Source organism: Paenibacillus sp. HB172176, from assembly GCF_011947265.1.
In the GTDB taxonomy this organism is placed as follows: domain Bacteria; phylum Bacillota; class Bacilli; order Paenibacillales; family Paenibacillaceae; genus Pristimantibacillus.
This window is the reverse complement of record NZ_JAATHD010000010.1, coordinates 1-23881: the sequence shown is the minus strand read 5'-3', so window position 1 is coordinate 23881 and position 23881 is coordinate 1. Positions and strand designations below refer to the sequence as shown.

General features: G+C 50.8%; 20 protein-coding genes, 2 tRNA genes, 2 rRNA genes and 1 pseudogene. 4 read left to right on the top strand and 21 right to left on the bottom strand.

The window, feature by feature from the left end; all coding sequences use genetic code 11:
• Window positions 1-11 precede the first annotated feature (11 nt).
• Window positions 12-476, top strand: coding sequence for a tRNA adenosine(34) deaminase TadA (tadA, locus tag HFP08_RS14595; protein ID WP_168121332.1), 465 nt, complete (start codon window positions 12-14; stop codon window positions 474-476).
• A gap of 20 nt (window positions 477-496) precedes the next feature.
• On the opposite strand, the gene HFP08_RS14590 is transcribed toward tadA, so the two are convergent.
• On the bottom strand, window positions 497-676 hold the full coding sequence (locus HFP08_RS14590; RefSeq protein ID WP_240941401.1) for an aspartyl-phosphate phosphatase Spo0E family protein: 180 nt from the start codon (window positions 674-676) through the stop codon (window positions 497-499).
• Between the two features lie 346 nt (window positions 677-1022).
• Between HFP08_RS14590 and HFP08_RS14585 the strand changes: the two genes are divergently transcribed.
• The 3 genes from HFP08_RS14585 (at window position 1023) to HFP08_RS14575 (ending at window position 3461) form a co-directional block, all read left to right on the top strand.
• Window positions 1023-2498 (top strand): UDP-N-acetylmuramoyl-L-alanyl-D-glutamate--2,6-diaminopimelate ligase, encoded by a 1476-nt coding sequence (locus HFP08_RS14585; protein ID WP_168121330.1) that lies wholly within the window; start codon window positions 1023-1025, stop codon window positions 2496-2498.
• Window positions 2499-2538: 40 nt separating this feature from the next.
• Entirely contained in the window at window positions 2539-3252 is a 714-nt protein-coding gene (cuyB, locus tag HFP08_RS14580; protein ID WP_168121329.1) for a cysteate racemase, read from the top strand.
• A 131-nt stretch (window positions 3253-3383) separates the two neighbouring features.
• Window positions 3384-3461, top strand: a tRNA-Arg gene (locus tag HFP08_RS14575).
• An 8-nt stretch (window positions 3462-3469) separates the two neighbouring features.
• Here the strand turns inward: HFP08_RS14575 and HFP08_RS14570 are convergent.
• From HFP08_RS14570 to HFP08_RS14475, 20 genes and pseudogenes are all read right to left on the bottom strand, one after another.
• Window positions 3470-4867, bottom strand: a complete 1398-nt coding sequence (locus HFP08_RS14570; protein WP_168121328.1) for a polysaccharide deacetylase family protein — start codon at window positions 4865-4867, stop codon at window positions 3470-3472.
• Entirely contained in the window at window positions 4836-5537 is a 702-nt protein-coding gene (locus HFP08_RS14565; RefSeq protein ID WP_168121327.1) for a hypothetical protein, read from the bottom strand. The genes HFP08_RS14570 and HFP08_RS14565 overlap by 32 nt, the downstream gene beginning before the upstream one ends.
• A gap of 240 nt (window positions 5538-5777) precedes the next feature.
• Window positions 5778-6851, bottom strand: coding sequence for a hypothetical protein (locus HFP08_RS14560; protein ID WP_168121326.1), 1074 nt, complete (start codon window positions 6849-6851; stop codon window positions 5778-5780).
• A gap of 126 nt (window positions 6852-6977) precedes the next feature.
• Window positions 6978-7130 (bottom strand): small acid-soluble spore protein P, encoded by a 153-nt coding sequence (locus HFP08_RS14555; protein ID WP_168121325.1) that lies wholly within the window; start codon window positions 7128-7130, stop codon window positions 6978-6980.
• A gap of 33 nt (window positions 7131-7163) precedes the next feature.
• A complete protein-coding gene (locus HFP08_RS14550) occupies window positions 7164-7340 on the bottom strand; it encodes a hypothetical protein (protein WP_168121324.1) in 177 nt (58 codons plus the stop codon).
• A gap of 13 nt (window positions 7341-7353) precedes the next feature.
• A complete protein-coding gene (locus HFP08_RS14545; protein WP_168121323.1) occupies window positions 7354-7701 on the bottom strand; it encodes a hypothetical protein in 348 nt (115 codons plus the stop codon).
• Window positions 7702-8047: 346 nt separating this feature from the next.
• Window positions 8048-8136, bottom strand: a tRNA-Ser gene (locus HFP08_RS14540).
• 94 nt (window positions 8137-8230) lie between these two features.
• A complete protein-coding gene (gene serS, locus HFP08_RS14535) occupies window positions 8231-9511 on the bottom strand; it encodes a serine--tRNA ligase (RefSeq protein ID WP_168121322.1) in 1281 nt (426 codons plus the stop codon).
• 3 nt (window positions 9512-9514) lie between these two features.
• Window positions 9515-10090, bottom strand: a complete 576-nt coding sequence (pdxT, locus tag HFP08_RS14530; protein ID WP_168121321.1) for a pyridoxal 5'-phosphate synthase glutaminase subunit PdxT — start codon at window positions 10088-10090, stop codon at window positions 9515-9517.
• A gap of 75 nt (window positions 10091-10165) precedes the next feature.
• Entirely contained in the window at window positions 10166-11047 is an 882-nt protein-coding gene (pdxS, locus tag HFP08_RS14525) for a pyridoxal 5'-phosphate synthase lyase subunit PdxS (protein ID WP_168121320.1), read from the bottom strand.
• A gap of 129 nt (window positions 11048-11176) precedes the next feature.
• Complete coding sequence (locus HFP08_RS14520; RefSeq protein WP_240941400.1) at window positions 11177-12478, bottom strand: D-alanyl-D-alanine carboxypeptidase family protein; 1302 nt, start codon at window positions 12476-12478, stop codon at window positions 11177-11179.
• Window positions 12479-12684: 206 nt separating this feature from the next.
• Window positions 12685-14142: an IMP dehydrogenase gene (guaB, locus tag HFP08_RS14515; protein WP_168121319.1), complete on the bottom strand. Its 1458-nt coding sequence runs from the start codon at window positions 14140-14142 to the stop codon at window positions 12685-12687.
• A gap of 315 nt (window positions 14143-14457) precedes the next feature.
• A pseudogene (locus HFP08_RS14510) lies at window positions 14458-14939 on the bottom strand (glycosyl hydrolase family 8); the annotation flags it as partial.
• 53 nt (window positions 14940-14992) lie between these two features.
• On the bottom strand, window positions 14993-15937 hold the full coding sequence (locus HFP08_RS14505) for a carbohydrate ABC transporter permease (RefSeq protein ID WP_168121318.1): 945 nt from the start codon (window positions 15935-15937) through the stop codon (window positions 14993-14995).
• 16 nt (window positions 15938-15953) lie between these two features.
• On the bottom strand, window positions 15954-16925 hold the full coding sequence (locus HFP08_RS14500) for an ABC transporter permease (protein ID WP_168121317.1): 972 nt from the start codon (window positions 16923-16925) through the stop codon (window positions 15954-15956).
• 170 nt (window positions 16926-17095) lie between these two features.
• Entirely contained in the window at window positions 17096-18820 is a 1725-nt protein-coding gene (locus HFP08_RS14495) for a type 2 periplasmic-binding domain-containing protein (RefSeq protein WP_168121316.1), read from the bottom strand.
• 98 nt (window positions 18821-18918) lie between these two features.
• Window positions 18919-20706, bottom strand: coding sequence for a sensor histidine kinase (locus tag HFP08_RS14490; RefSeq protein ID WP_168121315.1), 1788 nt, complete (start codon window positions 20704-20706; stop codon window positions 18919-18921).
• A gap of 69 nt (window positions 20707-20775) precedes the next feature.
• A complete protein-coding gene (locus HFP08_RS14485) occupies window positions 20776-22350 on the bottom strand; it encodes a response regulator transcription factor (RefSeq protein WP_168121314.1) in 1575 nt (524 codons plus the stop codon).
• A 1131-nt stretch (window positions 22351-23481) separates the two neighbouring features.
• A 5S ribosomal RNA gene (gene rrf, locus HFP08_RS14480) occupies window positions 23482-23598 on the bottom strand.
• Between the two features lie 130 nt (window positions 23599-23728).
• A 23S ribosomal RNA gene (locus HFP08_RS14475) occupies window positions 23729-23881 on the bottom strand; the annotation flags it as partial.

Below are 23881 nucleotides of genomic sequence, written 5' to 3'. Positions count from 1 at the left end.
ACGTTTGCCAAGTGAAGAGAGAACGAGATGATTCCCTATGGATGCAGGAAGCGATTGCTGAAGCGCTCAAGGCCGAGGCGTTAGGCGAGGTTCCAATCGGCGCAGTCCTCATTAAGGGTCAAGAAATTATCGGCCGGGGGCATAATTTGCGAGAAACCGCTCATGATCCGACCGCGCATGCCGAAATGGTCGCCATTCGGGACGCCAGCAGCCGTATCGGCGCTTGGCGGCTTCAGGACTGCACGCTCTATGTCACCTTGGAGCCTTGCCCGATGTGCGCAGGGGCTATTGTTCAAGCACGCGTGAAACGAGTCGTGTACGGCGCGTCCGATCCCAAAGCCGGATGCGCCGGCACCTTGATGAATCTACTGCAAGAGCCCCGTTTCAATCATGAAACGGAGCTCACCAGCGGAATCCTGCAAATGGAATGCTCCCAGCTTCTTACCCAATTCTTTCGCAAATTGAGAGAACGCTGAACCCGTATAAGTAGAACGATTTATGATGGATCTCTTGTAATGGAGGATTGCTCTGATTCATCTCGTTGCATATATTGCAAAGCAACGATAAGCTGATCTGCCTCTTCGCTAATGGCAAGCACGGCAGGGTCTGTCAGGCTGCCCCGCAGCTCAGCGATTTCATGAAGCTTTTGCCGAAGCGATTGCAACTGTCTAAGCAAGTGATTTTTATCCATGGTCGCTTCGAGGCACGCTCCTTATCTAGTAATCATGACGTATTTAGTACCATTATACTCTCTGCTACTCGAAGAGTTTGTAAAATCATGTCGACAAGCACCCACTTTTTTTAGGCAATATTCGACATTAACAGGATAATATTACCACAAATTAGTTCTTATGTCCTACTTTTGGACAGGTAAAATTCTCTTCCATCATAGAAGCCTCATATTCCTTCCTCCATAATTGTAATATGGGGGGCTATGCAGTAAAATGACTTCATACTCGCATGCGGCCATGATGAAGGCATAGACTAATGAGAGATCGCAATACGCGGATGGAGCTGATAATATGCTGCTGAGAGACCTGCTTCAAGATATCTCCTGCGACATTCTGCAGGGAACGATCGACAAGGAAGTGGAAGGAATCGCATTCGATTCCAGAGAATGCGCGGAGAACTGGCTGTTCGTAGCAGTTAGAGGCTTCACTGTGGACGGACATGACTATATTCAGAAGGCTGTCGCTTCCGGCGCCGCAGCCATCATTACAGAGAAGGCTGTCGATGCGGGCAGCTCCGTAACCGTGCTGCAGGTGGATGATTCGCGGCTTGCGCTTGCTTACGCGGCCTCGCGCTTCCATGGGCAGCCGGCCTCAAAGCTCAATCTGATCGGCATTACCGGAACGAACGGGAAGACATCAACGACTTATTTCCTCAAATCCATATTGGAGAAAGCAAACAAGACCGTAGGTATCATCGGCACGATCGGAGCGATGGTTGGCGATAAGAAGCTTGCGACGAGGTCAACCACGCCAACCACCCCCGAATCGTTGCATCTTCAACAGATGTTCGCCGACATGGCTGAATCGAAGGTGGATTGCTGCGTGATGGAGGTTTCGTCGCATGCGCTAAGCTTGAAACGAACCGCCGCATCCGCCTTCAAATCCGGAATCTTCACGAATCTGACGCCCGATCATCTCGAGCTGCATTTGACGATGGAGGATTATTTCGAAGCGAAGGCGATGCTGTTCGATCTCACGACCGATTATAATATCATCAACATCGATGATCCCTACGGTAAACGGCTTGCGGAGAGGCTTTCGTCGAGGGACGCCGAGCTTGTTACATACAGCATCGAGAGTCAGGCGGATGTATACGCGACGGATATTCGCTATTATGCGGAGCATACCGAATATGTCGCCCATACGCCGGCCGGCAGCGTCGCCATTCACGTGAATCTGCCAGGCTTCATCTATGTCTACAACAGCTTGGCGGCCGTAGCCTGCGCCTCCTGCAACGGCGTGCCGCTTGACGAGATTGCTTCCGGCGTTCGCGCCGTTGAACAGATCAAGGGCCGGCTGGAGGTCGTCTATCAAGATCCCGAGCGAAAGATTGTCGTTGATTTCGCCCATACGGAGGATAGTTTGGAGAAGGCGCTCGCTACGCTCAGACCCTTCACCAAGGGAAGACTTATTCTCGTGTTCGGTGTATACGCGGCGCCAGGCAGGCCCGGAAGCCCCAAGCGGGAAGCGATGGGCGGAATCGCCGCGCGGTTCGCCGATTTCTCGATTATCACCTCTGACAATCCGAAGGATCAAGATCCCGATGCCATTATCGCCGAGGTTGCCGAAGCGGTCGAAGCCGCAGGGGGGCAATACCGCAGCATCGTGGATCGCAGAGAAGCGATCGAACACGCCATAGCGATCAGCGAGAAGGATGATGTCATTCTCATCGCCGGCAAAGGCCATGAGACAACGCAAGTTATCGGCAAGACGGAGATTCCCTTCAACGAAGCCGAGATTGTGAACGAAATTATGAGCGGCAGATAGAATTACCAATTCTTCTATTCAAAGTGGGATGACGCAAAGCATGAAACAGAACAGTTTAGGCATAATTGGCGGGATGGGGCCCAAAGCAACTGCCGTCTTCTTCGATAAAATCATTGAGAACACCGTTGCCGAGCGCGATCAGGATCACGTGGACATGATCATTCTGAATCACGCTTCGATTCCCGACCGCACTGCGGTCATTCTCGGGGGCGACAGCAGTGGGTTTCTGGAGGAAATCGGCAAGGATCTTCGGCTGTTGGAGATCGCGGGAGCCGCTCATATCGCCATTCCCTGCAACACTTCGCATTATTTCTACGAGCAGATGCAAGATCTGACTTCCATTCCGATCATTAATATGGTCGAGGAAACGATCAAGCTGATTCATGAGCGCTTCGGAAGCGGAGCGCGCGTCGGTTTATTGGCAACAGACGGCACCGTGCAGAGCGGCATCTATACTACGACTAGCAGGCAGTACGGGATGGAGCTTCACGTTCCGAACGAGCGAATTCAGCGGCAGGTTATGAAGATTATTTATACGAATGTGAAAAATCATATGGATTTCTCCTCCCATGAGCTTGAAGCGATCATCGACGAGCTGGTTATGGAGCAAGGCTGTCAATGCGTCATTCTGGCCTGCACCGAGCTATCCTGCATCAAGCTTCGTCCGGTATACGCGGAATGCAGCATCGACGCCATGCAAGTGCTGGTCGAGAAATCGATTGTTCTGTCCGGCAGGTCGGTTGTGGGCAAGTAAGCCCGCGTGAAGGGAAGAGGCCTGAGTGCTGCGCTTAGGCGCAATCCTCAGACCTCTTCGTCAGTATGGGGCTTGATTATTGGAGTTAGTTGCAAGGATAAATGAACTCATGTTAAACTATATAATGTTGTGCGCCCGTAGCTCAGCTGGATAGAGCAACCGTTTCCTAAACGGTGGGTCGCGGGTTCGAATCCCGCCGCGGCGCGCCACTCCCTGACTATTTCAATAGAGCGAACTTCAGTTTCCGCTTCTTCAAGTAATCGATAATGTCAGGCAATGCCTCGACCGTCAGCTTCTTCTCATGCATGACATAGACGCCTCCGGACGGTTCCGTCTGCTCGAAATACTTCAGAATCTCTTCCTTCGTGTCTGCATTCCAGTCCTCCGGATCGCGATTCCACAAAAGCAGCTTCATTCCCAACCTCTTCACCGTATCCTTGAGTTCGTCGTTCATAGCTCCGTAAGGCGGCCGGAATACCGTTACGGCTTCATCGGTCAGCTTCGTTATGGCTGCATTCGCCTGCTTGATATTATTCTCGTTCTCCTCCGCGCCCGAAGCGGTTAATTGACTATGATCCCAGGAATGATTGCCGATTGACATGCCATGTTCACTCGCATAGATGACCGAATCCTCATGATGCTTCACATTATTGCCCACGAACAGGAAGGTGCCCGCCGCCTCGTTCTTCGCGAGCAAATCCACGATTTCCTTCGTATAGATGGAGGGACCGTCATCGAAGGTCAAAGCGACATAGCCTGGGGGCAGGCTGTACACCGGCTCTTCTCTATCCAGCTCAACGCTCTCCACATTCTTCTCTCGAACATCTTCCGAAACATCATCTGCAACGGTCTGATTGAGCGAGCCGTCCTTCTCTTCCACTGCAGATGCAGCCGAGGTTCGACTGTTCGCGTCCGCTCGTTGAACCGCCTGCTTCATCCCGCGCGAAGCCATTGCAAGTCCGCTCCAATTCGCTGAAGCCCCGTCCATAGCCGCGACTCCCTCCTTCATCCGCTGCTCGCTCAAAGCATCCGCATCGTCAATGAGATATTGCACATCAATCTCGAGGAAGAGAATCAGGAAGACTGTGATCAGAGCCAACATGCGAAAGAGAGGTCTCTGAAATCGCCATATTGCCGAGAATACTGTACTTCGGCTTGGAGATTGCATATCCGCCGATGCCGTCATCCGAGCCGCGATGGGGACAATTCCATTGGACGCAACAATCGGGACAATCGAGGCCTCTTCCGATAATACTGTCGCCGGAAGCTCGTTCATGTCATCCTTCGCATCGAGTTCGCCAAGCCTCTCAAGCTGCTCCGCCAGCGCGTCTGAACAGAAAAAATAATGCGGCGTTCGGAACGATTGCGTTTGTTTGATAATCAAGCCATACCGTTGCTTGTGAAACGGGTCCCATTTCGTATGTATAGATAATCGCGCTTTCTCCGCTCCCATCGGATCAATGCGCACAAGCTCTTCATAAGCGGCTTCATCCAAGGCGAGACTGGCCTTCTTCCGCTCCCCCTTCATGCTGCATATGAACTCAAGCCGACATCCGGCGTCACGCCTTGCAAGCGATACGATCTCAATCATTTGCCGCTTTGCTGACAGCTCCAATCGGAGCGGCCATCCGGGTCGTGAAGTCATTGATCATATTCGCGAGATACACCTTCTCTTGATGAGTCGATTCATACTTCTGCTTCATATGGGCGATCTCGACATCCATTCGTCCAATCTTCTCTTCCAGCTCGTGAATTCGCTTGTTTTTATCAGCGAGAGCGTCATTATGCTTGCCTAGAAGATTCTCGTATTTCTGCTGCTCCAAATCAATGACGCTCTTCAAATCCTCAATCTCGGCAGCAAGCTTATTCTGAAGCTCGCGATAATCTTCAGCCACTTGATCCACTTTCATATTCTTATCCGCAATCTTCTGCTCGAGCTCCAGAATGCTCTTCTCCCTCTCGTCGATTACCTTGTTCAGATGACGCACATCGCGAGTCAGACGTTCTCCATGGCTGTTCGCATGGCTCAATCGATCCTGAAGCTCATTCAATTTCAAATCCATATGCTGTTTGGCCTGAATCATTTGTTCTACGGCGAAGATAAGATCCAGCGACTTTTTATCCATATTGGTCTTCGCCGGCGAGACCAGCTCCTGCTCCAGCTCGTCACCGACAATCGCCGCTCCCGCCTCCTGCTGGATATTCGCGGCTTCATGTCCTAGTTCGGAAGTCAGGCCGTCCCGACTGTCCTTCTGTTCTTTTTTTCTGAAGAAAGGGGAAATCATCTTGTCTTATCACCTCTTCGCATTGTTTGTAAAAATTTGTCGAACAATATGGTTCTATTATAAAAGAAAATTTACCAATTATAGCGGGACTTTGTATCTAAATTCAAGAATAGGTTCTCACGAACTATTAACTAGTTCTATAGTCGTATTAATGCGAATGAACACAAAACACAAACAAAATACGCTCTAAACTTACGACTATCAGACTAGTCGGTTCAGAGCGCATGCATATGAAAAGAGTTATTCGGTTGTTGCCGGGGCCTTGAGAAGAGCTGTAAGCTCATCCAGGGCGACCGTGTCGGCAGGCAGCTCTTCCTTAAAGATGACCGCCTCATCCAGCTTCGAATATTGGCCAGAGAAAGAGAAGGAAAGCTTCATCTCACCGCCGCTTATCGTATCATCGGCCTGCATCGCAAGCTCTCCGCTTTCGTAAACGAGATAATCGTCCCTGATCGCTCCAGTGAAGTTCATTGTATCAAGAGTAAGATGATTAAGAAGCTTGTCGCTCATCGCATCCCGATTCGTCTCCCAATCCGCCTTCGTTTGCTCCAGCTTCGCCGTGTCCATGTTGAAAGCGGCCAGGTTATCCTTATTCGCAAGAAGGATATCCAGCAGCTCAGGAAGCACCGTATTGACCAGCGTTTCGACAGATTGACCGTAATTGTCCTCCTTGATCGAGAAGGAAATGACCTGATTGACTTTCAGGTCTTGGGGCAGCTCGGCGTCTGCCGTCTTCACCGTACTGAAATAGGTTTTCTCATCAAAGCCGTCGAGCAGCGTCTTCAACGAATCCTGAAGCATACGCTGGTCCTTCTGAAGATCCATCGCCTTTTCGCCGCCTTGCTCCTGGGACAGTTCATTAAGATCAATTCGCACATATTGATCCGCCATCTCTTCCGGAAGCTGCAGGAGAGGAATGTTCGTTAGCTTCACATAGAGCATGTCTTGGGTCATAATCATTGGCACATTAAGCTTCATATCGAGCAAACTCGGCAACGTAATCTGCAAATCAAGATCGGTTCTCATCGGCTCCTTCTGGTACACGGCATTCGCCTCAATCGTAGCATCCTTCAGCATGCTGGTCAGACTGGCGGCCGTCAATCCGCCCGCAACCTCTTTGTCCGCGGCATTCCCAATGTCCAGCTCATGAATGTTCATCGTGAAGGACATTTCGTAAGAGTCTGCATCCATTGTTTTGGCTATGGCATTCATAAGCGCAGCCTTAGGCGGGTTGCTGTCGGAAGTGCATGCCGCCATCATCATCATAGTTAGAATAAGAAAGGAAAGAAGAGCATAACGAAATTTCAATATCATATATGTATGAGCCTCCAATAGGAATAGTATCGTTCCTTCATTCTAACCTAAATAAGTAACCAATAGAAGCCGGAACAGGGAAAATCCCGTTGCGGCTTTCTCAACGGGATTTTCTAGTCTTCAGGGTCAACCCTCCGTGTTATGATGATCCACATGATTCCGTTGCTTCGTCTTCTTCGAGCCCGACAACGGCGCTTGCTGTCCGCCGTCATGATCCCGGCGCTTTCTCTCATTATGGGGAACGCTCTCCGGAACCGGCATACTCTTCGGCTTGCTCATCGCACAGACCTCCTTCATGGTCTCAGGTTCAGGTCAGGATTGTTGATTCCCCATGCTTGCCGGTTGATCATGATTCAGCGAATCCTTGTGCCGCCGATCATTCTTATCCTGCTGCAGCTGCTGCGCCTGATGGCTGTTCACTGGTTCATTCTCAAGCGATTCCGCCACATTCGATAAATTTTTGTCGGCGAAGCCTTTTGCCTTCGTCATATCCTACCGCTCCTTACGCGTGAGTTAATTGCCTAAGTGCTTGGGCGCATTCATGCAGATGGCGAGTATAATCACGAATAAGCTGTTGCAGCATATCCGTTCTTTCGTCAATAGCGACGTTATCCTTCTCGGCATCGATAAGCTCAACCGAAACCTCGCGCCCGTCCACATAGGCGACTTTAAAATCGAATTCATACATCTGATGTCCTGCGCAATGAATCGTGACTCTTATCGCCTTCTCGTCAGCCTCATCACCCATCACTTCGCATCTGTCGCCGTCATTCACCATTTCGGGCAATGTGCGCTGCCAAGCATCGACAAGCTGGTCCTGATCCCATTGCCGATCCTCGAAATTAGCCATTAATAGAAGCACCTCCTCACTGTTAAGATGCGAAGGGGCGCTTTGTTTTATGCACTTCAGCGCAATTAGTCATTCTCATTCGCGCTAATGAATATTCATACAAAAAAACGCCCTCGGCGCAAGAAGCGTCAGGACGTGCTCGTTTCATAATCTGTTATTGTAGATTATTCATAATTATTCATACTGGCGGAGAGGAAGGGATTCGCTCCGTCGCACCATGACCTTTAATCAGGTCATGGCAATCGCGACTATCACGCCGGGGCCTACGGATATGCCTTAGGGCATGTCCGCTTCACGGCCCGTTCTCATCCCTTCCTCAGAGCCTTTAATGTTAGTGTATTCATACTGGCGGAGAGGAAGGGATTCGAACCCTTGTGAGCTTGCACTCTAACGGTTTTCAAGACCGCCCCGTTATGACCACTTCGGTACCTCTCCACATGAAATTGCTGATTGCCACAAAAAATATTGTACCACAAATCAAATTTGAATATCAACAACAAATTTGACCTGCGGTACAAGGTTTATCCTGCTAACGTTTGGCTATCGAGACCAAGCCGCCCATATAAGGACGAAGCGCCTCCGGAATGACAACCGAGCCGTCCTCTTGCTGATAATTTTCCAGAATAGCGGCTACGGTGCGGCCTACGGCAAGCCCTGAGCCATTCAGCGTATGAACGAACTCCGGCTTGCTCTTCGCCTCGCGACGGAAGCGAATGCCTGCACGGCGCGCCTGGAAATCCTCGAAGTTCGAGCAAGAGGAAATTTCGCGGTACGTATTCGCACTCGGAATCCACACCTCAAGATCGTACGTCTTCGCCGATGTGAAGCCCATATCTCCCGTGCAGAGCGTCAGCACGCGATAAGGCAAGCCCAGCCGCTGCAGCACCTTCTCCGCTTGCGAGGTCAGCTTCTCAAGCTCCTCGTAGGAATCTTCCGGCTTCACCAGCTTGACAAGCTCGACCTTGTTGAATTGATGCTGGCGGATCAAGCCTCGGGTATCGCGACCGGCAGAGCCTGCCTCCGAGCGGAAGCATGCGCTATAGGCGACAAAGTTCTTCGGCAATTCGTCGCCGTCCAAGATTTCCTCCCGGTGCAAATTCGTCACCGGAACCTCTGCCGTCGGAATAAGATAATATTCCGTATCCTTGATTTTGAACAAATCCTCTTCGAATTTCGGAAGCTGACCTGTTCCAATCAGACTGTCGCGATTCACAATATACGGCGGAAGGATCTCCTCATAGCCGTGCTCGTCGCTGTGCAGATCCATCATGAAGCTGATCAAGGCTCGTTCCAGTCTGGCCCCGAGTCCGCGATAGAACGTGAAGCGCGATCCCGTTACCTTGCCTGCTCGCTCGAAGTCCAGAATGCCAAGCTCCTGGGCGATATCATAATGCGCCTTCGGCTCGTATCCGAACGATGGTACCTCGCCAATACGGCGAATTTCCACGTTCTCTTCCTCGGAAGCACCCACCGGCACGCTTTCGTTCGGAATGTTCGGAATAGCCAGGGACAACTCCTCCACCTGAGCCTCCAGCTCGCGAAGCTCCTCATCAATCGCTTTGATGCGGTCGCCGACCTCGCGCATTTCCAGAATGAGACTTTCCGCGTCGCCGCCGGATTTTTTCAGCTTCGCCACTTCCTGCGATACGATGTTGCGGCGATTTTTCAACTGCTCGGTTTCCCCGATCAGCTCTCTCCGCTTCGCGTCAATGATCGGATAATCCGCGATAAGCTCCACAGATGCGCCGCGATTGCGAAGCGCTTGCTCCACCCTCTCAAACTCTGTACGCAATATTCTTGCATCCAACATGAATTATTGAGCCCCTTCCTTCAGCATCTCCACGAAATACGCATGTAATCGATAATCATCCGTAAGCTCCGGGTGATAGGATGCCGCGAGCAGCTTGCCTTGTCTTGCCGTCACGATCTCATCCTTATATATCGAGAGCGCCTCCACCTCCGGCCCGATAGACTTGATGAGCGGCGCTCTTATGAACACGGCTCGCACAGGTTCATCAATTCCTTTGACATCCAGATCCGTCTCGAAGCTTTCCCTCTGTCTTCCGAACGCATTGCGAGCAACCGTCATATCCATGAGCTGCAGATGCGCCTCTTCCTGACCTTCAATTCGTTCGGCAAGCACAATAAGACCCGCGCATGTGCCGAATATGCCCTTGCCATCCGCAGCGAACCGCTTGATCGCGTCCATGAAGCCATACTTGCGCATCAGCTTGCCGATGGTCGTGCTCTCTCCGCCCGGTATAACCAGTCCATCCAGCTCTTCCAGTTGCTCAACGCGCTTGACGGCAACAGCCTCTGCGCCCGCCGCCTGCAAGCTTCGAATATGCTCGGCTACAGCGCCTTGCAATGCCAGTACTCCTATCTTCATCTCTATCTTCTCCATCCTGAAATTTGCAAAAAAGGCCGGCCGCCAAGTAGGCACGGCCGGCTTTATAAGCTTTCCTTAAATGCCGCGGTCTTGCATGCGCTGCGAAGCTTCCAGCTTCGAAATCTCGATGCCCTTCATCGGCGTGCCGAGATTCTTCGACACCTCCGCGATCAGCTGATAATTCTCATAATGCGTTGTCGCTTCCACAATCGCGCGCGCAAATTTCTCCGGGCTGTCCGATTTGAAGATGCCGGAACCGACGAATACGCCGTCCGCGCCAAGATGCATCATCAGCGCGGCGTCCGAAGGCGTCGCCACTCCGCCTGCGGCGAAGTTGACTACCGGCAGCTTGCCGCTCTCGTGTACGCCCAGCAGCAGGTCGTAAGGAACGCCCAGCAGCTTCGCTTCGTTATACAGCTCGTCCTTCGACAAGCCTTGAATCTTGCGAATTTGTCCGTTGATTAAGCGAAGATGACGAACCGCTTCGACGATATTGCCCGTGCCCGGCTCGCCCTTCGTGCGCAGCATCGCCGCGCCTTCTTGAATGCGGCGAAGCGCCTCGCCCAGATCCTTGGCGCCGCACACAAATGGAATCGTGAAGTCGTTCTTGCTGATGTGGAATACCTCATCCGCAGGAGTCAACACTTCGCTCTCGTCGATATAATCGACGCCCATCGATTCGAGCACTCTCGCTTCCACATAGTGGCCGATACGAGCCTTCGCCATTACCGGAATCGATACAACCTTCATAACCTCTTCGACGATCGTCGGATCGGCCATGCGAGCCACTCCGCCAGCCGCGCGAATATCCGAAGGCACGCGCTCCAGCGCCATAACCGCCGTTGCGCCAGCCGCTTCCGCTACCTTCGCTTGCTCGGCATTCATAACGTCCATGATGACGCCGCCTTTTTGCATTTCTGCCATACCGCGTTTTACGCGCGATGTACCTGTTTCCATCTTTCCGTTCCTCCTATTATCATTCACAAGAATGTATGTGATCGATTATGTTCTAACCATTCATTTTACAGGAATGAAGAATAATCGACAAGCCTTGATTTGAGAATCGATCGGATAATCAAGCCTCTTTTAGAACAAATCTAGAATACCATGAAACAGCTTGGAGAAAAAGTCGCCGATCCCGCGGAATAATAGCCTGAACCAGCCTGCCTTCTCCGCATCCTCGGTCGTAATCAGATTCACCGTGTAATTCCGATCCTTGCCTGTAATTTCATCGGAGTACGTATAGGTTACCGTACCCACCTTCGTGCCGGCCTTGATCGGAGCCACCAATTGATCCTCGGGAAGAAGCATATGCTCGGTCATCTCGACCTTCGCGTCCTTGCCCTTTGGAACCATCAACGTAATATCGCTGTCCGTTACGATGGGAATCGACTTCTTGACGCCCTTCTTAATCTTCACCGAATCCAGCGTTTCTACAACCGTTTTGGGCTGCAAAATCGTTTTTCTCTCGAAGGTGGCGAAGGCATAATCATACAGCTTTGCCGTCTCGATAAAGCGCTGATTCTTCGAGCTTGTATCCATCACAACGCTAATATAGCGCTGATCGCCGCGCTTCACCGTGCCCGTGAAATTATAGCCGGCTGCGTCAATGAAGCCCGTCTTCATCCCGTCGACGCCTTCATAAGCCAGTGCTTTCAAATAAACATTGTCCTTGTTCGAGCCAAGCATATAGTTGATATTCGTCATGGGCTTCTCGTCGCGTTCGCGAAATTTGTAGCTCTGCGTGCTCGAATACTTGAGAAACTCCGGATGATCCTTCAGAATTTGGTAAGCCAGCTTCGCCACATCTCCCGCCGACATCACTGTTGTATCCTCAAAGCCTGTTACGCTCGTGAATACCGCCGTAGTCAGACCCATCTCCTTCGCCTTGTCGTTCATGTTATTGAGGAAAGCTTCGATCGTACCCGATACGGCATCGGCAAGCGCCTTCGTCGCATCATTCGCAGAACCGACCGCCATGGCATAATAGAGATCCTCCACCGTATGCTGGTCCCCGGCAGCAAGATAGATTTGGGATTCAGACGGATCCGTGTTGGCAGCTTCCTCGCTTACCGTAATCACCTGATCCCATGACAAACGACCCGCTCCGATTTCTTCGAGAACGATATATTCCGTCATCATCTTCGTCATGCTCGCCATCGGAAGAGGTTGATCCGGATTGACCTCGTACAGTACTTGGCCCGTTGCCGCATCCATCAGTATGGCAGATTTCACCTGCAAGCCTAATGAATTATCCGTACTCAGCCTTTGATCAAACCCTTCTGCCATTACCCCAGAGACGCCAATCGACATAACAGCTACCCATAATGCCAAGCTGGCTGCCAAGACTGACAATACCCGAACCGGTCTTCCCCACACCTTCACCATCGTTTCCCCATTTCCCCATTAGATTATCGCTCATAATTGTAACATAGGAGCATAGATCAATTAAACCCATACGCCCTCCCTGGCAAAATGAAGATTCACTCATCTTCGGACTCCAAGATACGCGATCCAACAACAAACAGACAGGACCATGAAACGCTGTCCTGTCTGCTCTTCTCTGCTATATGATTAGCCTGGCCGAATCCCTCTTACAGAGAATAGTTCGGCGCTTCCTTCGTAATCTGAACATCATGCGGATGGCTCTCGCGAAGCCCGGAGCCGGTGATGCGCACGAACTGCGTGTCATCTCTAAGCGAATGCAGAGTAGAAGCTCCGCAATAGCCCATGCCCGAGCGCAAGCCGCCAAGCAGCTGATGAACGGTATCGGCAAGCGGTCCTTTGTAAGGAACGCGTCCCTCGATGCCTTCCGGAACAAGCTTGCTCTCGTTCTCTTGGAAGTAACGATCCTTGCTGCCTTCCTTCATCGCGCCGAGCGAGCCCATGCCGCGGTATACCTTGAAGCTTCTGCCTTGGAAAATCTCCGTCTCGCCAGGGCTCTCCGCCGTGCCGGCGAACAGGCTTCCGATCATAATAACACTGGCTCCCGCAGCGATCGCCTTCGTAATGTCGCCGGAATACTTGATGCCGCCGTCCGCAATAATTGGCACATTGTATTCCTTCGCCACAGAGGCGCAATCGTAAATCGCCGTAATCTGAGGCACACCGATGCCCGCGATGACGCGAGTCGTACAGATGGAGCCAGGTCCGATACCGACCTTCACGACCGATGCGCCGGCTTCGATGAGGTCGCGCGTCGCTTCGCCGGTTGCCACATTGCCCGCAATGATGGTGAGATCAGGATAAGCGGAGCGAATCTTCCTTACCGCTTCAATAATATTAATATGATGGCCGTGAGCCGAATCCACGACAAGCACATCGATGCCGGATTCGACGAGCGCCGCCGTGCGGTCCATCGTATCCTTCGAGATTCCGACCGCCGCACCGCAGAGCAATCTGCCCTGCGAATCCTTCGCCGCGTTCGGGAATTGAATCGCCTTCTCGATATCCTTGATCGTAATAAGACCCTTCAGCGTATTGTCGTCATCGACTAATGGAAGCTTCTCGATCTTATGCTGCTGCAGCAGAACCTCCGCTTCCGGCAGCGTCGTCCCCACCGGAGCTGTCACCAGATTATCCTTCGTCATCACTTCGCTGATTTTAATGGAATAATCATGCACGAATCGAAGATCGCGGTTCGTCAGAATACCCACCAGCTTCTTGTCTCCGTCCACGATAGGCACTCCGGAAATCCGGTATTTGCCCATCAATTCTTCCGCATCGTAGACATGATGATCCGGCGTAAGCGAGAATGGGTTGGTAATAACGCCGCTCTCCGAGCGCTTCACGCGATCCACCTCTTCCGCTTGCTGAGCAATCGACATATTCTTGTGCACGATTCCGATTCCGCCTTCACGGGCAATAGCGATCGCCAAAGCCGCTTCCGTGACCGTGTCCATTCCTGCGCTGATGAGCGGAATGTTGAGTTTGATGCTCTCGCTTAATCGAACGGAGATGTTAACTTCTCTAGGCAGCACTTCTGATTTGCGCGGAACAAGCAAAACGTCGTCAAACGTAAGCCCTTCTTTAGCGAATTTTGTTTCCCACACGAGCATATTCCTCCCTGAAATTTGATACGAGCCATTGATATTATTAGCAATATTAGCAGAGGGGTCAGGGGCTGTCAAGGCTGCTTGAACCGCGCGAAATCTGATGATTCCGACTATTGCCCTTCTGGAAAATAAGCTAATCTTCAATATTGGCAGGGAGGTTATAGCCATCGTTCGTAAATACAATATTGTAAGCGATTTAATACAATTGTCATAGGCTGAATGCGCTTAGAAAGCGATTATTCCATGTCATTCACTTCGGTATCCACATCCTATATTTGCCGCCACCCGGTAAGAATCGCTGAAGAAGTGTCAGTAGCCCCGCTCATCATTAGGAGTGCCGTCATAATAGGCATATTCCGGCGCGAGCCCGGTCTGCGGATGACAGGAGATTCGCAGATACGCACGACTTGCCTCGGCCGCTTCCTTCCAGAAGCTCGATCCTCCGGATAAGCCCACAGCGCGAACTGTTCGTAGAAATGCGGCAAATGATAGGACGGGTCCGTATATTCGCATTTCGGCACGAAGAGGCGGTCGAACACCTCCTGGCGATCCATTTGCACAGCCATCATCATGCCGTAGGACATGCCCTCCGAGCGCACATCGAGATTACCGGTATCGAGCATATAACCCATCTCATCCTCCGCTTCATAATAGATGCGCGACTCCTCTTCCTCGAACAGTTGGTGCCACGCATCCGCCACCCGCTCCTCAATCTCCCGCTCCTCGTAGTCGTATTCCAGGAACAAATTCCGGTACACTCTCTTCTCTGCCTTCATTGAATGCGCATGAGCCATCTCTTACACCCCTCGCCCAATTTTTCCACACTATCCTTAGCCGTCCCAACACTCTATCCCTTCACGCCGCCAACCATCATGCCTTTGACAAAATACTTCTGCAGGAACGGATACACCATGATGATCGGCACCGAAGCGACAATCGTCATCGTTGCCCGGATCGCGAACGGCGTCACATTGTTCGCGTCCTGACTGTTCGCATTCGCGAATGCATCCCCGATTGACTTCGCCCCGGACGAAGCGTTCGAATTTTGCAGGATTTTCTGCAGCTCATATTGGAGCGTGCTTAGATCCACATTCGATGAATTGTAGAGGAACACATCGAACCAGGAATTCCACTGGAATACGGCCGTGAAGAGAGCAACCGTCGCCAGGACCGGCATGCACAGCGGCAGAATGATATGCGTGAACGTCTTGAAGTCTCCCGCTCCGTCGATCCTCGCCGATTCCACAATGCTCTCTGGCAACCCGTAGATGAAGGATCGAATAATAATGAGATTGAATACGCCGATCAGACCCGGCCAGATATAGACGGAGAAGGAATTGATCATTCCGAGATCGCGAATCAGCAAGAAGGTCGGAATAAGACCGCCGTTGAAATACATCGTCAAGATAAACGCGAGCGTAATGAATTTGCGAAGCACATAATCGTCTCTGCTAATCGTGTACGCCACCATGGCGGAGCATAGCACCGTCAAGAGCGTGCCCAGCACGGTGCGAAATACCGAAATCATCGTCGCATGGAAGATCGTCGATTGATGGAACACATATTTGAAGTTGCCGAGCGACCATTCGCGCGGCCATAAGTAGATGCCGCCCTTGATCGAATCCTGAGCATTATTGAATGATACCGCAAGCGTATTAATGAAAGGATATAACGTAACCACCATAAGCAACAGGAGAAAGATGATATTGCAAATATCGAATATTTTGTCGCCGGTCGATAACCGGGCGCGATGAAATTTTCTCGCCTTGAGCTTAGCTGCGCCTTCCTTCATGGCGTCTCCCTCCTCCTTAGAACAGTCTTGATTCGCCGGCGCGTTTCGCAATAGCGTTCGCCGAGAACAAGAGAATAAAGCTGATGACCGTTTTGAACATGCCCGCCGCGATGGACAAGGAGAAATTGCCTTGCGCGATGCCGTAGTTCAGCACGAATATATCAAGGTTTTCGGAATAGTCGATGTTCATGCCGTTGCCGAGCAAATATTGCGGCTCAAAGCCGGACTCCAGCAAGTAGCCGATTTGCATAATCAGCAAGACTATAATGACCGGCTTGATTCCCGGCAGCGTGATATGCCACATCCGCTGGAGACGGTTCGCGCCGTCAATCTCCGCCGCCTCGTATTGAGAGGGATCAATCATCGTCATTGCAGCCAAATAAACAATCGTATTCCAACCGATTTCTTTCCATACCATCGTTCCGCCGAAGATCCCCCAGAAATAGTTCGGAACGCCGAGGAACAAAATTTCTTCATGAATCAGATGCAGTTTAAGCAGCAGCTCATTAATAATGCCGTCGGGAGACAGCATCGTCTGCACAATGCTCGCGGCTACAACCCACGAGATGAAATAGGGCAAATAACTGATCGTTTGTACGACGCGCTTGAAAACGATATGCCGAACCTCATTCAGAAGCAAAGCCAGAGTGATCGCCGTTGTAAAGCCAAGAACCAGATTAATGCTGCTCATCGCAAGCGTATTGCGGAGCACCCTCAGGAAGCGTTCCTCGCCGAACAGAAATCGGAAGTGATCGAAGCCGATCCATTGCTGGTCCATGAACCCCAGCGCAGGCTTATAATTCTGAAAGGCGATGCTCCAGCCCCATAGAGGCAAATATTTGAATATGAACAACCATATAAGGAACGGCACGGACATGAAGACCAATGCACGTTGTTGCAGCAGTTTTTTGCCAAAAACAGCAAGCCTGTTCGGCTTCTTCGTTAGCGATGCGGAAGGCGCCGGCGCAGCTGTGTGTGAACTCTCCATGATTTCCTCTCTCCTTCCGATGCGAGCGTCACCTGCCATGACGACGCTGGCAATTAAAAAGAAAGGTCGGCTCCTTGCACCGCAGACTTAGACAAGCCGACCTTCTCCCGTGTGAAACACTCCCTCGTCGCCAGAGGACGGCGAAGAAGCTTCAACTTGTATGTTCCTTCCTACTTCTTCAGATCAATCAGCTTCTTCACTTCCGCCGTTGTCCAAGCCTCATAATCCGCTGTGTCCAGCTTGCCGAACGCCTTCAGATAATCGTCCCAGATCGCGTCGAACTTCGATGGATCCGCAAGCACGAGCTGCGGGAAGTATTTCTTCGTCACTTCATCCTTGCGAGTTTCCCAAATTTGCTGAGCGGAGCCCTGCTCCTTCGGAATGCCCCATGCCGGGAACCAAGGACGATCATCGGGAGCCGCGAACATTTCCGCATACGTCTTCACGCCGTATTTATCCAGTATTGTTTTGTCCTCAGCGGTCAGGCCAACCTGGAATACTTCCGGTTGAAGTCCCGGCGACAGCGCATTGCCATCGGCGAAAGAAGAATTCGTCGCGTATTGCGGCCAATCCCAGTCATAATACTTGAAGCCGAAGTCCTCGCGGAATTGCTCGTCAATCTTCGCGATCTGCTCCTCCGTGCGGTAGAAGCGGCCGTTCGCATCCACTTCATACGTCTCACCCTGGATGCCCCAGGACTTCATAATCTGATTCTCTTCCTTAAGCAGCGTATCGAAGTATGCCATGATTCGGTCCGGATCCTTCGCGCTTACCGTTACGCCGGCGCCGCGGTTGTTCACGAAGCCCGGAGGGTCGAGATACTGATCCTTGCCCCCGTCGAAAGTGACAGGCAGCGGGAAGTACACATAATCATCCTGTGCAGGATCCTGTCTTGCGGCGTCCTTCAGATTAAGCTGCGCATTGTTGAACTGCCAACCGTAATCGAAGAAGCCTACTACCTTATGCGACAACAGCTTCGCGATATATTGATCATAGTTGTCGACGAAGGACGCTTTGTCGAACAAGCCCTTCGCGTTCATATCATTCAGCGCTTTCAGCCAACGCTTCGTTGAATCAGCTGCCGAATACGTCTTGGCCTCATGCGTTGTCATATCCACAATCACGTTGCCGTCATTCGGATAGCCTTCGAGATGCATCGGCGGGTTCGCCGTGGCGAAGAATCTCCAGTCATGCGTCAAGGACACCATACCGATCAAATCCTCATCCTTATGCTTGTTCACGAAGTCCTCGACCAGCTTCAGATATTCATCCAGCGTGCGGATCTCCGGATAGCCCGCTTCCTTCAGCACGCGGCGCTGCACCCAGAACGCGCCTTGGTTAATATTCGGATCCGGCACATAATCGCCAACCACAGTCGAGAACGGAAGAATATAGATTTTGCCGTCGCTCGATTTCATCTGACTGAGATATGGACCGAAGACCCGCTTCAGATTCGGATATTGATCATCCCTCAGATACTTCGTCAAGTCGATGAATCCGCCTGAGCCAATTACCTTGTCGATCGCCGCATCGGGGATCAGCACATCGGGATACTCATTGGAAGCGACCATCGTTCCGATCTTCGTATTGAGGTCGCCCACCAGGAACTCCATCTTGAAGTTGACGCCGGTCTGGTCCTCGAGCAGCTTGCCGATCGTCGTTTCATTGGTGTTCTTGTCCTTCTTGCCGGCCACGCCGTTGAAATAAGTAAAAGTCACTTTATCAAGCGGTTTGTCTGTCGGCGCATTTGTCGCCGTATGGGATGTCGTAGTCGCCGTGCTCTTGCCTCCATTGTTGTTCTTGCCGCTCTCGACGTTATTGCCTGAGCAAGCAGCAAGCAAAGACAACAGCACCGTCAAAGCCAGGATGCTCAGGAATGATTTTTTCTTTGCCATTCACCTGTACCCCTCTCAATTGAATTTGTAAGCATTTTCATTATAAGAAATTGGAGTCGAAGCGTTTACCCGGCAAACTATAGCTCCTACTTCGAAAATTATAGTTTGGTATCCTCCATTGGAATTTCAATGCTTACGAACGTTCCCCTCTCTTGCGAGCTTTCCAGCTTGAAGGAGAATCCGCTGCCGTAGATCATCTTCAAGCGATAGATGACATTCTGCACGCCGATATGATCGCCGAGCTCCTCTTCGCTCTTCAGATAAGAGTAGATCAACTCGACCTGCTCCGGCGGCATGCCAACCCCGTTATCCTGAATCTCGAACCTCAGCTGCCCTCCGGCCCTTACGATGCGGATATCGATTATTCCCCCAGCCTTGAGCGGCTCGATACCGTGAATGCTGGCATTCTCCACGAAGGGCAGGAAAACCAGCTTCGGAATATAGCAATCCTTGACCGCATCATCCATATCTATGTGATAGATCAACCGTTCACCGAATCGATAATGCTGAATCTGAAGGAAACACAGAATGAATTCCAGCTCCTCTGCAACCTTCACCCTGTCTTTGTTCCATGTAAGCGACGAGCGGAACAGCTTGGCCATATTCTGAATAATCTTGGCCGTCTCCGTCTCCTGCTTCATGAGGCTGCGCATGCGAATCGTCTCCAGCGCATTGAACAGGAAATGCGGATTGATCTGATTTTGCAGCGCATGCAGCTGCGACTTCCGATTCTGAATCTCGAGGTCCTTGCGGTGTATATCCGCCACATACACATCGCTGATCAGACTCCTGATCTGTAGCGTCATCCGGTTGAATTCCTCGGTCAATTGCCCGATTTCATCCCGTGTCTCCACCTGATTGATCGTATCGAAATTCTGATTCTTCACCTTCTTCATATGTCTCAGAATGCGAATTAATCGAATCGTCAGATTGCGGGTAATCCATAGAATGATCAGCGTTGGCAGCACAATGTTCACAATCGCCAAATAAATGACGAAGTTTCTGGAATTGCGCACATTCTCGAACACTTCATTTTCGGAAATCGTCCCGACCAGCCGCCAGCCCTCCAAGTAATTCGTCGTATACGGCTCCGTATCGAACTCGATCGTATCCGGGTTCTTCGGGATATCTTCATATCGAAGCGGCTCCATTCTCCAATCGCCGGCCTCATCATTCGTCGTGTATTCCACCAAGCCTCCGCCATTTACCAAATAGGTGTCTCCTTGCAGATTCAAGTTGGTGAAGATTTGCTCCACCTGCTGCGTTTTGAGATCAATCTTTAATATTTTCAAATACTCATTCTGTGAAGAATAATAATCCAACCGCCGAATAATGCTGTACTTATCCGGCTGCCCTTCCTTGCTCTCGCGATAGAAGATCGGAAGCGAGCTGTTCCCCGCCTTCATGAGCCGGCGATACCACTCTTCCCCCTTCACCTCATCTGTCATATAACCAACCCCGCCGGAATACAGCATCGTTGGATTGTCGACATACACCGTTATCGCTTGCATCGAATAATAGATAGGCCCATAGCTGTTCAGAATTCTGCGCAGATACGAATCATATGCCTCCACGTACTGCCCTGCGTCCTCATAATTCGCCTCCAGGATGTCATTGAGCATCAGATCCGTATAGAAGACGGTGGACACGCTGACCGCATCATCCACTTCATTGCGAAAATCCTCTTTGATTTGCTCAACAGTGTGCGAGATATCATTCATCCGTTGATTCTTCACATTTTCCGTGGTCACCTGGTAGAAGATCACATTCGTCAGGACGATCGGGACAAAGACCGATGAGAAATACAGAATCAGCATCTTGTTCCGCAGCCTTACATGATTTAAGGTCATCCGCCATTTCACCGTCAAGATCCCCTTTGCTTCCATAATGAGAAAACACCTTTCAAGGCCACTCTCTATACGTTGAACAACCGCTTTGAAACCTGCCGTTGAACATTATTGTATAAGCTTGTTTCGGTATTCGGAGGGCGACAGCTTCTCCGCTCTCTCGAATTGGGTGACGAAATAATCCGGATTGCTGAAGCCGATCTCATCGGCAATTTCATAAATCCTCATATCGGTTTGACGCAACAAGCGCTTCGCCTCGCCCACTCGAATTTGCAGCAGAAAATCATTGAAATAGATGCCGTATGTCTTCTTGAACAGCTGTCCGAGATAAACTGGATTCATGAAGAATAACCCCGCAATGCTCTTCAAGCTGAGATTCTCCTTATAATGCGCTTCGATATATTCCTTGATCTTCTGAATGCCGCCCTTGCTGTTCTCTTTGCGTTGCTTCGCAACTAGCTCCGCGCTCTCCAGCACGAAATCCAGAAACAGCTTCTTCAGCGCCGCGAATGAAACGTTCACATCCTGCCAGCTCATTATCGGCTTCAAGCTCGCAAGCTCATCCTCCTCTACATTCATGCGGTTCATGATCTTCAGAATGCTCGTCACATGGCGGTGAATCGTCAGCTTTATCGCCTCCGGAGCAAATCGAAGCACCATAAACTGATTGAAAATTTGCTCGGTCAGAGTTATGATACCGTTTTCATTTTGTTCCTCAATCGAATCGCTCATTCTCTGATACAGCTCGGCATCCATATCGATATAACAGAGCGGGCTTGTCGCCGAATCACTATACAACACAACCGCGCTCTTCTCATCCGTATATTTGTACTGAAGCGCATCCTTGGCTGTTTGAATCGATTCTTTCAGATCACTGATGGTATTCACGGGCTTTCCTGCATACACATACGTGGTTTGATTCATCATACGACTCAGCCTGCGCTGAAGCTCGCATGCAAAGCACCGCAAATCCATCTGTCTATGCGCAGGAACAGCAGCGGGCAATATCCATCCAAGACGATTTCGATGCTCGTACAGGTAGATCCGGGGAACGATCTCGGCCGACTCCATCACAATTTTCCGAACCTGCTCCACCGTATTTTTCGGCTCTGGCCGATTGTTCTCCCATGGGAATCGATCATTCAACTCCATGAACATATAGATGATTCGATCACGACGTGTGAGATTCAACTGCTTCATCCATAGCGCCAGATCAGCCTCATCCACATCGTCTTTCACCACATCCGCAATCATCTGTGCATGAAGCATTCGCTCCTTCTCATCCCGTTCCTGACAATCCTGGTCGAACTTATCCCGCAGCCGGCGAAGGGTCTGCATCATCACATCCTCATCAACCGGCTTTAGTATAAAATCATGCACGCCAAATCGCACGGCTTGCTGCGCATAGGAGAAGTCATTATAGCCGCTGATAATAATGAATCCTGGATTAACCGCCTTCTCTTCATTCGTTCGGCGAATGAGCTCCAGTCCATCGATGACAGGCATTCGAATATCCGTTATCACCAACTCCGGGTTCAAGCGAAGGATCTGCTCCAGTCCGTCTTCACCGTTATCTGCTTCAGCGACAACTTCGAATCCGCAGGAATTCCAATCAATTAAATTGCGAAGACCGTTGCGCACAAAGCTCTCATCATCCACCAGCAGCACCTTATACATCGGCATGACAGCCTCCTTCGAATTGGGGTATAGGTATTGCCCTTATACTATCTTTCCTGTATTTATTGCAGGCATTCACAATCAATCGTCCACTTGTCTTATCTTCGGTTAGCTCTTGGTTAGTACGGTTAGCTCTCAGCTAGCACTCGGTAAGCGCTCCCTCATTCTAACCACATAACCTGTACTCCGCAATTCATAATTCGCGCGCACAGAAAAAAACTTCAAGCACATAATACCTTCAACAGCACACAAAAACCTTCAACAGCACATAAAACATATCGCTTGGGCTAGTTGTGCTCCAATCCGGAAAGCTGTTCGACCGGTAAGCTGGATTTTTCCCTGTACATATGCCCATTTGAGATGAAATCTGTATTTATGCTGTCAATTCGGCTACTCTTCGAACATAAGTTGGATTTTCTCCAGCACATTTGCTCACTTAAGATTAAATTTGCATTTATGCTGGAAATTCTCCAGTACATTTCGTAGATTTTTGTTTTTTCTCGTATCTGCAGCTAATATAATGGAACTTTTCCACTTTAATCTGTTTAGCGGGCGAATGTAGCCAGATATACTGGAGTTTTTCCTGTTTATCGTGTTTTTGCTGCTACTATTGCTCTTCAATCCTCTGCTTCTCCCAGGGGCTTCAATCGGGGTTCGGACACTCTCCCATCGGGAGAGGAACGTCCGCCAAACACACAAAAAGCCTACCGTAATCTACGATAGACTCTTTGTGCTTGGCGATGGCCATTCCGCACCGGCAATGCATCTACTTCGAAGCGCTCTCTTCACCGGTCGGCGTCTGAACCTTCCTCTAAGGCCGGGCCTGCTTCTCCGATTGGCTTCGATCAAGGGTTCGGACACTCTCCCGTTGGGAGAGGAACGTCGTTAAGCGCAAAAAAGCCTGCTGCAGATAACTGCAACAGGCTTTTCTCGCTTGGCGACGTCCATTCCGCACCGGAATGAATCCGCTTCGTCAGCTTTTGCATCCCGGTCGGCGTCTGAAACTACCTCTAGGCCGGGCCTACTTCTCCGCATGGCTTCGATCAGAGGTTCATACACTCTCCCAGGTGGGAGAGCAGCGTCGACGGGCACGAACAACAAAAAACCTGTCACAAATTAATGTGACAGGTCGTTCGTGCTTGGCGACGTCCTACTCTCCCAGGACCCTGCGGTCCAAGTACCATCGGCGCTGGAGGGCTTAACGGTCGTGTTCGGTATGGGAACGCGTGGTTCCCCTCCGCCATCGCCACCAAACAGGTGTTTTTGCGGACGAGTTACTTACTGGATGACTCCAGCAAAAGACCCAACCATTGCTTTTCAAAGCATGTTTGCGCCTTGAAAACTGGATACGAAAGTTGCTGTTACGCTTTAGCTTGTGTTGCTTTAGGATAAGCCCTCGACCGATTAGTATTCGTCAGCTCCACACATTGCTGCGCTTCCACCCCGAACCTATCAACCTCGTCGTCTTCAAGGGGTCTTACATACTGGGAAATCTCATCTTGAGGGGGGCTTCACGCTTAGATGCTTTCAGCGCTTA

What these genes read in the sequence shown, in the direction of transcription:
- HFP08_RS14585 (WP_168121330.1), top strand. Translation starts at nt 1,023, where the DNA reads ATGCTGCTGAGAGACCTGCTTCAAGATATCTCCTGCGACATTCTGCAG.
- cuyB (WP_168121329.1), top strand. Translation starts at nt 2,539, where the DNA reads ATGAAACAGAACAGTTTAGGCATAATTGGCGGGATGGGGCCCAAAGCA.
- HFP08_RS14565 (WP_168121327.1), bottom strand. Translation starts at nt 5,537, where the DNA reads ATGATTTCCCCTTTCTTCAGAAAAAAAGAACAGAAGGACAGTCGGGAC.
- HFP08_RS14560 (WP_168121326.1), bottom strand. Translation starts at nt 6,851, where the DNA reads ATGATATTGAAATTTCGTTATGCTCTTCTTTCCTTTCTTATTCTAACT.
- HFP08_RS14555 (WP_168121325.1), bottom strand. Translation starts at nt 7,130, where the DNA reads ATGAGCAAGCCGAAGAGTATGCCGGTTCCGGAGAGCGTTCCCCATAAT.
- HFP08_RS14550 (WP_168121324.1), bottom strand. Translation starts at nt 7,340, where the DNA reads ATGACGAAGGCAAAAGGCTTCGCCGACAAAAATTTATCGAATGTGGCG.
- HFP08_RS14545 (WP_168121323.1), bottom strand. Translation starts at nt 7,701, where the DNA reads ATGGCTAATTTCGAGGATCGGCAATGGGATCAGGACCAGCTTGTCGAT.
- serS (WP_168121322.1), bottom strand. Translation starts at nt 9,511, where the DNA reads ATGTTGGATGCAAGAATATTGCGTACAGAGTTTGAGAGGGTGGAGCAA.
- pdxT (WP_168121321.1), bottom strand. Translation starts at nt 10,090, where the DNA reads ATGAAGATAGGAGTACTGGCATTGCAAGGCGCTGTAGCCGAGCATATT.
- pdxS (WP_168121320.1), bottom strand. Translation starts at nt 11,047, where the DNA reads ATGGAAACAGGTACATCGCGCGTAAAACGCGGTATGGCAGAAATGCAA.
- HFP08_RS14520 (WP_240941400.1), bottom strand. Translation starts at nt 12,478, where the DNA reads ATGGTGAAGGTGTGGGGAAGACCGGTTCGGGTATTGTCAGTCTTGGCA.
- HFP08_RS14505 (WP_168121318.1), bottom strand. Translation starts at nt 15,937, where the DNA reads ATGAAGGAAGGCGCAGCTAAGCTCAAGGCGAGAAAATTTCATCGCGCC.
- HFP08_RS14500 (WP_168121317.1), bottom strand. Translation starts at nt 16,925, where the DNA reads ATGGAGAGTTCACACACAGCTGCGCCGGCGCCTTCCGCATCGCTAACG.
- HFP08_RS14495 (WP_168121316.1), bottom strand. Translation starts at nt 18,820, where the DNA reads ATGGCAAAGAAAAAATCATTCCTGAGCATCCTGGCTTTGACGGTGCTG.
- HFP08_RS14490 (WP_168121315.1), bottom strand. Translation starts at nt 20,706, where the DNA reads ATGGAAGCAAAGGGGATCTTGACGGTGAAATGGCGGATGACCTTAAAT.
- HFP08_RS14485 (WP_168121314.1), bottom strand. Translation starts at nt 22,350, where the DNA reads ATGCCGATGTATAAGGTGCTGCTGGTGGATGATGAGAGCTTTGTGCGC.